6 protein-coding genes and 1 pseudogene are annotated in these 12422 nt (G+C 34.1%); 1 reads left to right on the plus strand and 6 read right to left on the minus strand.

Translation table 11 applies throughout. The annotated features are described in order from the left end of the window. The coding region (locus A9G37_RS01545) for a carbohydrate porin (RefSeq protein WP_065574421.1) at window positions 1-1401 on the minus strand (1401 nt) is incomplete at its 3' end. A gap of 480 nt (window positions 1402-1881) precedes the next feature. On the opposite strand from A9G37_RS01545, the pseudogene A9G37_RS01550 reads away from it, so the two are divergent. Then, window positions 1882-4942, plus strand: a pseudogene (locus A9G37_RS01550) (beta-galactosidase). 86 nt (window positions 4943-5028) lie between these two features. Here the strand turns inward: A9G37_RS01550 and recB are convergent. The 5 genes from recB to nlpI all read right to left on the minus strand — a co-directional run bounded on the left by recB (window position 5029) and on the right by nlpI (window position 12399). Further along, entirely contained in the window at window positions 5029-8505 is a 3477-nt protein-coding gene (gene recB, locus A9G37_RS01555; RefSeq protein ID WP_065574422.1) for an exodeoxyribonuclease V subunit beta, read from the minus strand. Continuing rightward, entirely contained in the window at window positions 8484-8942 is a 459-nt protein-coding gene (gene sixA, locus A9G37_RS01560) for a phosphohistidine phosphatase SixA (RefSeq protein ID WP_065574423.1), read from the minus strand. The genes recB and sixA overlap by 22 nt, the downstream gene beginning before the upstream one ends. 10 nt (window positions 8943-8952) lie before the next feature. Continuing rightward, entirely contained in the window at window positions 8953-9249 is a 297-nt protein-coding gene (locus A9G37_RS01565; RefSeq protein ID WP_065574424.1) for a YfcZ/YiiS family protein, read from the minus strand. A gap of 182 nt (window positions 9250-9431) precedes the next feature. After that, on the minus strand, window positions 9432-11198 hold the full coding sequence (locus A9G37_RS01570; protein WP_081297603.1) for a DEAD/DEAH family ATP-dependent RNA helicase: 1767 nt from the start codon (window positions 11196-11198) through the stop codon (window positions 9432-9434). A 340-nt stretch (window positions 11199-11538) separates the two neighbouring features. Then, entirely contained in the window at window positions 11539-12399 is an 861-nt protein-coding gene (gene nlpI, locus A9G37_RS01575) for a lipoprotein NlpI (protein ID WP_034909673.1), read from the minus strand. Window positions 12400-12422 lie beyond the last annotated feature (23 nt).

Consider the following 12422-nt stretch of genomic DNA (forward strand, 5'->3'; position numbering starts at 1 on the left):
GATATAAGCTGGTCTTATTGCTGATTTAAAACTTGTAAAATCGGTATGTGGAAGATTAAGATCATAAGAATAAACATCATTTCCTGAAGTTAAAGCCAAAGCATGGGCAACAATGATATTATCGCTTAAATAAGCTTCACCTTCCGATACAAAACGATAAGCTTTACCACCAGTATGTGTACCTATATAGTCATTATCCGAATTACTGGCAAACTCTGGGTTATTAGTATTAATGTTAGCCAACTGTGATGCAACAGAATTGGTTGCTGTCTGTAATGTAAACTGATTAAATCCGCCAAAAAATTCATTTTGACGCAAAACAAGGCTACCAAGCCAAGCATTTTTAACAGATATACTATTTTGAATTTTAGATTTATTTGGTGCTGAATAACGAGCATTTAAACCAAGCGTTGCATTTTGCCATAATGGGATATCACGATAGCGAATTTCTAGTTCGTTTAAATCAACTTCTTCCTTTTTGTATTGGTCAATTTTATTTACTTTACTATCATCAGTACTAATTATTTCTTTTTTATTTTTCACATTTACATCTGCTCTAACTAATGATAAATCAAGAGCACCGACACCGACTTTAAGATTTTCAATACCAATACCTCCACCTGCTGGCGTTTTTTGTGTTTTCCAATCAAGCATTTGTATTTCATTATAAGGCAAAGAATGTTTACCCACCCATAATTTCGCATCAGGGAAACGTGGCACAAATCCTTTTGTTTCTAAATATATATCTGAAAATTGCATAATATTGTCATCTTGCGTATTAAATAAACCCGCAGCTTTATTTGTTGCCACGTTTCCATCAATCATAACAATTGCATCAACTCGCCTTCCATCTTGATCATAGACTTTTTGCTTAAAGATAAGATCATACCAACCACCATATTCATTACCAAATCGACCTAATGCACCTTCAGCATAATTTTTAGGTTTACCATTGCTTGAAGTTGACCAACCACCACGGAAGTAACCATTATAAGAAAATCCTATTTCTTCTTTAATATAATCTTTAAATTCAGCTAAAGTAAATGAAGTCTTTTCTGGATGATTGCTGTCTTGCATAGTATCGGTTTTTGGTGTACTAACTAGTAAAATTTGATTATTATTTGCTTGTACAGGATTAACTGGAGGCTGTTGCTTTGTAATTGCTACATTTTGACTATTTTTAAGCGCTTTTTTCTGATTATTTATAATAATTTGTTGTTTTTGAAGATTATTATTTAATTTAGCAAATTGCTTATTAGAATCAATTACTTGCTTTTTCAAATCATTAGACTCTTGACTAAGAACTAATAACTTTTGCTCTAATAACGCAATTCTTGCTTCTAGCTCATCTTGAGTCGCTGCCATCGCATTGGGTAAATAACACAAACCTAGCATAGTCATTAAAACAACTCGTTTTGGTTTGATTTTATATACTATTTTTTTGAAAATTTCATTTCTTTTCCCCCCCTTAAACTTATTATTAAAAAATAATTAAAAATCTTTTAAATTTCAGACAAAAAAAAACCTAAAAAATAGTCATAACTATTTTTTAGGTTTTGCCCGCTATAAATCGGTAACAATCCAATACCTTTTACTAGGTAGTTTAAATATAACCAATAAAAGCGACTATTCAAAAACTAAACACTAATATTGTGATAGATATCACATTAAAAATTATCATTTTATATACAGCATTAGTAAATATATTTCCTCTCGACTCACAATTTTTAATTAACAAAAATCGATAAAACTAGATTTAATATTTTATGTATACGATTACATAAATGTTAACAAGATCACCGTATTTAATTACAGGCTCCCTATAATAATTAGTAAATAAATCGGTGATAGTAACAATAATCAGAGTAAAATGGAGAACATATGAATCCTTCTTTCAATGAAATTATAAGCCGGCACGATTGGAATAATTTATCTGTTTTAAGTATTAATAAACTCGATACCCCTCCAAAATTTCATAGTTGGCGAAATAAACAACAAGCTAAAAATAATAGTGATTCAGATTCTATAATATAGTTAATATGGTAATTGGTTTTTTAGTTATTTTACAAGTCCCAAGCAAGTTCCAGAGTTATGGTTACAAAAGGAACTTGATGCAACTACAATTGAGGTACCATCTAACTGGCTGTTGAAGGATATGATGTGCCAGTTTATACTAATATACGTTATCCTTTTCCATATAACCCGCCTTATGTACCAGATGAAAATCCAACAGGATGTTATTCACGATATTTTTCTGTGACTAAAGGTGATACACGGATTATATTTGATGGGGTTAGCTCTGCATTTCATCTTTGGTGTAATGGACAATGGGTTGATTATTCGCAAGATAGTAGAATTTCAGCAGAATTTGATCTAACGCCTTTTTTGAAAGTCGGTAAAAACCGCATAGCAGTATTAGTCTTAAAATGGTGTGATGGCAATTATCTTGAAGATCAAGATATGTGGCGATTGAGTGGTATTTTCCGAAATGTTTCCCTACTGAATAAACCTAAATCCCACTTAAGTGATATTCATATTGATACTTTACTTGACGATTGTTATCAAAATGCAACTTTATCTCTGCAGGCCGATATTCAGCATGATGGAAACATAGATTTATTGGATGTAGGTATTGAACTATGGCAACAAAATAAGTTAGTTGTCGAGCATATGCAATCAATCGGCTTACCTTTTGTTGACGAAAAAGGAGGATACACTGACCGTTTACGTTTTCAAATACCAGTTACTAAACCACAGTTATGGAGTGCTGAAACCCCAAACCTTTATCGAATTGTTGTTAGTTTATATCACAAAAAAACAGGATTAATTGAATCAGAAGCTTATAACGTTGGATTTAGGACTATTGAAATTAAACATGGACAACTATGCTTAAATGGTAAACCACTATTAATTAAAGGCACAAATCGCCATGAGTTCTATCCTGATTTGGGATATGCATTGACCGAAGAAGCAATGTTGCATGATATCAAATTGATTAAACAACATAATTTTAATGCTGTGAGGTGTAGTCATTATCCTAATGATCCTCGTTGGTATGATCTTTGTGATCTATATGGACTATATTTAGTTGATGAAGCCAATATCGAATCACATGGTATGTTTCCTATGTCTCGTTTGTCGGCCGATCCTAGATGGCTTGCAGCTTATAGTGAACGTGTAACGCGAATGGTTCAGCGCGATCGTAATCACCCTTCTATTATTATTTGGTCGTTAAGAAATGAATCGGGACATGGGTCGAACCATGATGCACTTTATGCTTGGATTAAAAGTAACGATCCAACTCGTCCTGTGCAATATGAAGGCGGTGGCGCAAACACTACTGCCACTGACATTATTTGTCCTATGTATGCCCGCGTTGAGCAAGATCAACCACACCCTAACGTTGCCAAATGGGCAATAAAAAAATGGATTTCATTACCAAATGAAAATCGCCCACTTATTTTGTGTGAATATGCCCATGCAATGGGTAATAGCCTAGGTGCATTTTATAAATACTGGCAAGCGTTCAGACAATATCCTAGGCTACAAGGTGGGTTTATTTGGGAATGGGCTGATCATGGGATACGCTGTTCTACACCTTCTGGCGATAATTATTGGGCTTTTGGTGAGGCTTATCATGATAGGCAATTTTGCTTGGATGGATTAGTCTTTCCTGATAGAACTTCTCACCCAAGTTTGATTGAAGCCAAAAAGGTACAACAGCCATTCCAATTTAAGCTAATTAGTCAAAGACCGTTGGTTATTGATATTACAAGCGAATATCTATTTCACCATGCAAATAATGAAACTTTATATTGGGAATTATTATTTAATGGAAAAAAATATCAAAAAGGAAAAATTAAGCTTAATATTAAACCCAATAGTTCATTACAAATAACTTTACTTAACGATATAGCAAATGATTTAAATTGTGAAGACTTACATTTATCAGTTCGTGTTATTCAAAACAAGGCTACACCATGGTCACAAGCTGGTTATATTGTTGCATGGGAACAATGGAAATTAGCTAATTCTTATATTCCTTCATTAGCTTTTTGCCAAGCAAAAAATAAACTAAAATGGACCGAAACTAAATATGATTACATTATTAATTACAAAAACCAAAGTTGGCTATTTAATAAAAAAACAGGGCTGCTTTACCAATGGACAAAAGGTAATAAACCATTATTAGCTTCACCTTTTGCTGATCAGTTTGTTCGTGCACCTATTGATAATGATATTGGTATTAGTGGCGATTTTGATAGTAATAATAATCCATTCGCTTGGGTTGAGCAGTGGAAAGCCTCTGGTTATTACGATCTAACCCACTAATGTTTAGGTATGCATCTTACACAATCAACAGATAAGATTGTGATCGAAGCACTGCATGGATATTTGTTCAAAAACAAAAAAGTAATTCAAACTAAATGGCAATACGAGTTCGATCAAGAAGGCAAATTCACTTTATCTGTGCAAGTTGATATTGCTAACGATATGCCCGCACCCGCGAGAGTCGGTTTATGTTATCATAATGAAACAGATTCCTAAAAAAGTAAAATGGCTTGGCTTAGGACCTCATGAAAATTATCCTGATCGAAAAACATCAGCTATTTTTGGTGATTGGTCGTTACCTTTTGCAGAACTTTATACACCTTATATTTATCCATGTGAAAATGGATTGCGTTGCGAGGTTAAAAGATTGCAACTTAATGAGATGATCATAACTGGACATCAGTTTAAATTTAACGTTAATCAATATGGGACAGAGCAATTAATAGAAAAAACTCATCGTCATTTATTAGAACCTAGGTCATGCGCTTATATAAGTATTGATGCTTATCATATGGGAATTGGTGGAGATGATTATTGGACACCAAATGTACATCATGAATTCTTACTGACAGATAAACACTATAGCTATCAGCTTATGTTTAAATGTTAAATAAGCCATCTAAAAATATGGCACCGTTTTGGGTGCCTTATTTTTATTCAATTGTATTTTTCGATATGGTTATTTCTTAATAATTGTTATATTCCATTTAACATTTCACCATCAAACAGCTTATCAAGTTCTTCGATAAATTCTTGCAGAGGTAGGTGATAAAAAATGCCTTGCTCGGGCATTCCTCGTAAAAAGAGATAGTATACCCCTCCAAAATGCGTTTGGTATTGGTAATTAGACAAACGTCCTTTTAAAAAACGATGCAATGCTAAACAGTAAAGTTGATATTGTAGGTCATAGCGATGATCGCACATCACTTTTTCAAGTGCTTCTTGGCTATAAGCATCAACACATTCACCTAACCAATTAGATTTATAATCAACCACATAATATTTCCCTTCAAATTTGAAGACTAAATCGATAAAGCCTCTTAGCATACCTTGTACCGACTCAAAATCTAATTCGGGACATAATCTTGATAAATGATCATATTGTTTACACAAACTATCTAATTGCTGACTAGTGACTGTTTTGCGTATAGGGAGATAGAATTGCAATTCGTTAATATGTTGCCCCATTAACACTTGCGATAATATTAAATTTGGATCATGCAGTTTTGTAGTCAATATCTGTTGCATCCAATTTGTTACTACGCTATTCCACTCTGTTTCTAAATTGAGCTTTTTTACCATCTGATTACATAATTCAACAAGATTATCTGATGTGATATCTTCCATAATGCTGTGCATTAATGTACCGACATATGCTCCTTTAGGAAAATGGTGGATATCATATTGTGTGTCGTTTGATTGTACTTTATCGGATTCGTATGGGGATTCGTCCCAGTCATTAATAAGATCAGGCTTATAAGCCAATACATTATGATTATGCTTTTGTAATTCAGTATAACTTGTGACCCGCCAACTGTCTGAGATATTACGCGAAAATACGTTAGCCGATAATGATTGATTTGGCAAAATTGGCGGAATATACTGTTCGCTCTCTATTGGTAATTGGATATCAATTAAATTAGCTATATTGGCAATTGATCTTAATTCACTTTTTAATAAATGATTAATAGCCGATTGGCTTTTTTTCAATGAAGCAAGTCCAATACTACAATGATAAACCGAGCGAGTCATTGCAACATATAATAGCCGCAAATCTTCAGCAAGTCGCTCTTTTTCTATCTGCTCTTTAATCTCATCAGACTGTAACCATGCATAAGTTGGCTGATAGTCATTATTTTTATCATGATAAAATTGGCTATCGGATGCACGATATATTGAAATAAATGGTAACCAAACAATCGGAAACTCTAATCCCTTTGATTTATGAATAGTAATAATCTTGACAAGGTTTTCATCACTTTCAAGGCGTTGCTGATGATTTTCTAAATTTGGATCTGGGTTAACAATTTGTTTTGTCAACCACCGAATTAAGGCGTGTGGACCATCTAACTCATTTGATGTTTCTTGAAGTAATTCACCTAAATGCATTAAGTTAGTTAATGTTCGTTCACCATCTTGGCGAACTAAGATGTTTTCAGCTAGATGCCGTTTTTTCATCATTCGGCGTAACATAACCAATACACCATAATATTGCCAAATTGCTTGATATTGTTTGAATTCTTCGATCAAACTTTCCCATTTATCTTGATCGTCAGTGATTTGTTCAAGGTCTGTCATGGTTTGACCTAATAGCGATGTCATTAATGCTAGCTTGAGCATTGTTTCGTTTTCTGGCATTAAAACAGCTTGCAATAGGCTCAATACATCTTTTGCTTCATTTGAAGAAAACACACTACTATTGTTTGACAAGTAGACACTTTTAACACCGCAATGAGTCAATTTTTGTTGGATAACTTCGGCTTCACACCCATTACGCACTAAGATTGCAATGTCAGCTGTAGTCACTGGACGTTGTTCGTTTTCGCTATCAATTAACATTGACGAATTAGACAGTAAAGTCACTATTTGGGTAGCACAACAACTAGCCATGTGTTCTTGATAATCAGAATTGGTTGCAATATCATCAGGCAGTAAGTAAGCAGCTAATGCCGATACTTTTTGGTTGTTAACTTGCAAAGACTTTTGCTGATTCCGTTTTGCCGCTTCCATGGGTAAAAAAGGAATATCATTAAATATAAATGGATTATCGCAATTAGAAAATAATTGGTTAACAGCTTTGACCATCGAAGCAGATGAACGATGGTTTACATCCATGGTAAAAGAATTTTCCCCTGTCGATTGTTTAGCTTTTAAGTAAGTGAATATATCTGCACCTCGAAAGCTGTAAATTGCTTGTTTTGGATCACCAATAAATAATAGACCTCGATCTAACTTTTTCCTGTCATAAATACGATCAAAAATTTGATACTGAGCAGGATCGGTATCCTGGAATTCATCAATTAAAGCAACACAATATTTTGAGGCTATACTTTGCGCCAATCGATCTCCTGCTTTTGCTTTTAGTGCACGATTTAGTTGCCAAATAAGATCGTCAAAGCTCATCTCGCCATTTTTGATTTTTTCGTTATAGAGCCATTTTTGAATTACACTGACGATATCCATTAAGATTTGGCTTCGTAGATCAAAAGGTTGTTTATATAGATCGTCAATTTGTTCAAAAAACGAATGATATGGAACACTTTTTCCTTCTTTCGTCTTTTCGATTAAAACTGATTGCTTAAATTTTTCAAGTTCGTTAGGTAATTCAAACGTTCGAGTTTCGCTGTTAGCCCATGCCGATACTTTAATTACCCAATTGGGTAGATTTCGACTACTATATGATTGTTTTCTGACACCTGATTGTATAATGATTTCAACTAATTTTTCAGACAAAGTTAACCAAGATTTTTTAATATTTTCAATTTTTTCATAACTTTGTTGGTAAAAAAACTTTATTGTTGTACTTATATCTAGGTTTACCTTGCCAGCATTGTTGAAATCTAACCCTAAATAAGGGGTGATGTCTTTTAGCAGTGCCGTTGGATCTTGCCATGTAGCAAGCACTAAATAAGCAAGTGGTTTATCAAGTGGTGTAAAATAGTGACGCCAAAAATCTTGGGTTACTCTTAATTTTAATTCATATTCATCAGAAATTAGCTTTTGCTCAAATAAAACACCCGATTCAAATGCATGGCTAGTTAGTATTCGTTGGCAAAAACTATGTATAGTATAAATAGCCGCATCATCCATTGACTGTTGAGCAATAGTAAGTTGCTGTACTGCAAATTTTCTATCATCAATTAATTCAATGAGTTGTTGATAAATAGGATCTTTATGATGTCCTTGTAATAGGCCTATTCGCAGTCCTTGAATATTTTGCCTTATCCTCGATCGAAGTTCTTTAGTTGCCGCTTTGGTAAAAGTCACAACCAGAATTTCGTTAACATTTAAAGGCCTTGGGTAACTATTTTGACCAATGCCCAATAATAATCTTAAGTAAATAAAGGCAAGAGAATAAGTTTTACCAGTTCCAGCCGATGCTTCAATTAAAGTTCGACCAGTTAGAGGTAAATCAAAAAGATTAAGTTTTTTTACTCCGCTTGATGATACCATTCAAAATTTCCTGCAGAGTTTGGTAATAAACTAATACAAGCTATTGAGGCAGTAGAAAACATAGGAGGAGCAACTTGCGGACATAGTTCATTAACTAAATATCCCACCAATGGCAAATGAGATACAATAATCACATTTTCAATCCCATCATTTAACAATATTGCTAATACGTCAGCAATATGAGATGGGCTACCACCAGGCACTAAAAATTGATTAGTTTCAACTTTTGCAACACTAACGTGTGATGATAATTCTGTTAATGTTTGTTGAGCTCGCAAATAAGGGCTAACCAAACCAATTTCAAATTGAAAATTTTGCTGTTTAAGCCATTTGCCAGCTTGATTTGACTGATTAATGCCATAATTTGTTAATGTTCTACTGGAATCCGATGAAGCAGAAAACCCTGCTTCACCATGTCTCATAATACAAACTTTCATCAATATTCAATTAACGTAATTTTAATTGGAAAATCATGCATTCTGCACCACAACAAAAGGTAAATTTTGCTGATAATTTAAAGCCATCGCTTATTTTATCAATATTGCTATTAATTTCACACGGATCTGTTGCGACATCATTTGCAGCTTGAGTCAAAGATGCTAACTTAGCTTGAGCTTCTGATTCTGTCGCAAAGATGTGTTCATATTCAGCGCTACAGTCTTCATTATCAATTATTGTACCAACATCCACACAACAACATGCTGGAGTTTCGTTTGCTTTGCATTTGTTTAAAGAATCTGCCATGCTTACCTCTAATTAACTGTTAATATTTGTAATAGTATACTCTTAATCATAACTTAGGGCAAAGCGCTAACTCTATTTTGTTATCTAGCTGAATATGATGCTGTATGTGACTACTAAACTATGTTGTTAGTTGAGATAAAAGGGATTAAAGATACCTCTGCCATTTGGCAGAGGTCAATACATTAGAATTTAGGCGCTGTTGGGCGACTACGCTTTTTTGAAAACGGTTTATCAGATGTATCTGATTTACTGTTTTTACGAGCTCGTTTAGTATCAGACGCTGCTCCACTGATTAAGCTCATTTTCATTGGTTGATTAAGTACTCTTACTTTTTCAAAATGTTTTAGTATGTCTTTTGGCATACCTTTTGGTAATTCAACTGTCGAATAAGTATCATAAAGCTTGATATTACCAATGTAACGACTGCTAATATCAGCTTCATTAGCAATTGCCCCCACAATATGACGAACTTCAATACCGTTCTCTTTACCAACTTCAATACGATACATATCCATATCACCAATATCCCGTCGTTCTCGACGTTTTGGGGATTCACGATTATCACCTCGTAAACGGCGTTCACCGCCACGATTATCCCGATCTCGCATTTCACGCGATGGTTGAAACACTGGATCTGGTGGCAAAATTAAAGGGCGTTCCCCTTGTGCTAATTTTAATAAAGCGGTTGCAATCGTTTCAAGATCGGCTCCACTATCAGCTTGTATTTGTGCTAATAACTTTTGGTACTCATCTAAATCACTACTCTCAAGCTGTTTCTGGACCTGCTCAGTAAATTTAGCTAAACGACGCTGTTCAAGTAGCTCTTTTGATGGCAACCCAACTTCTGGAATTGTTTTTTTGATAGTTTGCTCTATATTCTTAAGTAAACGACGTTCACGGCTATCAACAAATAAAATAGCACGACCAGCACGACCAGCGCGACCCGTTCGTCCAATACGATGAACATAAGATTCAGAATCTAACGTGATATCATAATTGATAACTAAGCTAATACGCTCAACATCCAAACCACGAGCAGCAACATCGGTTGCGATTAATATATCTAAACGACCATTACGTAAACGATCTAATGTTTGTTCACGCAATTGTTGTGTCATATCACCATTTAATGCAGCACAACTATAACCGTGCTTTTCAAGCACTTCCGCCACATCTAAAGTAGCTGATTTTGTTCGAACAAAAATAATAGCCGCATCAAAATCTTCTGCTTCTAGAAAGCGAACGATAGCTTCGTTTTTACGCATACCTCTAACAAGCCAATAACTTTGGTCAATATCAGGGGCAGTTTGATTGGTACCTTTGATCTGAACTTCTTTAGGATTTTGCATAAATCGTTTAGTAATACGACGAATTGGTGCTGGCATTGTTGCCGAAAATAAAGCTGTTTGATGATCATCTGGAATCGTTGTCATAATGCTTTCAACATCATCAATAAAGCCCATTCTTAACATTTCATCTGCTTCATCAAGTACTAATCCCTTAAGATTAGAGAGATCTAAGGTTTTACGATTTAAGTGATCAAGCAAACGTCCTGGTGTACCAACTACAATTTGAGGACCTTGTTTTAAAGCACGTAATTGAACGTCATAGCGTTGTCCACCATATAAAGCGAGTACTTTAACCCCTTTCATATATTTTGAATATTCAGAGCAAGCATCAGCAACTTGTATAGCCAATTCACGTGTAGGAGCTAATACTAAAAGTTGTGGTGCTTTTAAGTTTGCGTCAATATTCATTAAGAAAGGGATTGAAAACGCAGCAGTTTTGCCGCTACCTGTCTGTGCCATACCCAATACATCATTCCCCTCTAATAATAGAGGAATACATTCAGATTGGATTGGTGATGGTTTGCTAAAACCAAGATCATTTAATGCGTTAAGAATATCCTCGGATAAACCAAGATCAATAAAAGAAACTTCTTTTGTCATGTAAACTCGCTTATAAATTTTGAATATATAAATTCACTTATTTAGTAAAAATCCTGATAATTATTAACTAATATCATATAAGTTTTATCTTATTTTTTTAAACCAAATAAAGAAAGCAGATATAAATTTATGCCAGCTCACTAAATTGAAAATTTACAACTCACCCCAATAACTAACTGCCTATGTTAACTCAACAAATCGAATCTAAAAAATACACTAAGATTAATTAATATATCTAAGATAAAGCTAACCATATTATCTAATGTTGAGAACATATTATTTGGCAAATCAGAACTACGCTATAACAATATTTTCACTTTTAAAACTGGCATGACCCTTGTTACTCTTCTTTTTCTTCAAGTAACTTCATTTCATAAAGTGCCTGTTGATGTTCAACATAGTTATAAATATTATTGGCTAAAGCATATTTAAATAACATTTTGGCACGTTCGTTGTCACCTTTACTTTGATAATATTTACCTAAGTAAAAGTAGGCTTCACAAAGACGTTCGGCTAATTGTCGATTATTCTCTACACCTTGTTGAAGGTTCTGCATTAATTTAGATTCGTTAATTTTACCTAAATAAAATGCAATTATATTGCCACTATAACTCGTTTTATCATTAATCAGATCATAACGTTTTTGTAGCTCAATTTTGGCGGCTTTATTATCATTTTCTTTTTCAATCAAATAAAGCCATAGAATTCTAATAGGTTCATTCACATCATACTGATAAAATCGTAATGCATCACGCTCTGCGGCTTGATAATGGCCTGTACGATACAACGTAATAGCACGATTCAAATACGCATAAGTATAAGCGGGATCAAGCTCTAATGTAGTATTAAATGACATCAAAGCTGTATCAAAATCACCATCTCTTAATGCATAAGTTCCTAGAAAGTTGTAAATGTCAGGAACTTCAGGATTTAAGCTCAACAAATAGGAAAAATCGCTTTGAGCAAAGGCTTTAAAACCCAATGAATCATAGGCAATACCTCGCTCAAATATGAGTTGCATTCGCGTTCCAGTATCAAGGCCTTTTTGTGATAGCTGTTGGCTGAGCTGAGCAATTTTTAACTCATCATCATATGAAACTTGCTCAGGAACAGCTAACAAAGGTTGAGAATTAGAACAACCTGACAAAAGAATAACAGCTAGCAAAATGCAGCATACAGTTCTCAGGTTGAATAATCCCATTTTTATCCCCTAATGAATAATAA

This window comes from Gilliamella sp. GillExp13, assembly GCF_001690815.1.
GTDB classification, from domain to species: domain Bacteria; phylum Pseudomonadota; class Gammaproteobacteria; order Enterobacterales; family Orbaceae; genus Gilliamella; species Gilliamella bombi.

What these genes read in the sequence shown, in the direction of transcription:
- recB (WP_065574422.1), bottom strand. Translation starts at nt 8,505, where the DNA reads ATGGTATCATCAAGCGGAGTAAAAAAACTTAATCTTTTTGATTTACCT.
- sixA (WP_065574423.1), bottom strand. Translation starts at nt 8,942, where the DNA reads ATGAAAGTTTGTATTATGAGACATGGTGAAGCAGGGTTTTCTGCTTCA.
- A9G37_RS01565 (WP_065574424.1), bottom strand. Translation starts at nt 9,249, where the DNA reads ATGGCAGATTCTTTAAACAAATGCAAAGCAAACGAAACTCCAGCATGT.
- A9G37_RS01570 (WP_081297603.1), bottom strand. Translation starts at nt 11,198, where the DNA reads ATGACAAAAGAAGTTTCTTTTATTGATCTTGGTTTATCCGAGGATATT.
- nlpI (WP_034909673.1), bottom strand. Translation starts at nt 12,399, where the DNA reads ATGGGATTATTCAACCTGAGAACTGTATGCTGCATTTTGCTAGCTGTT.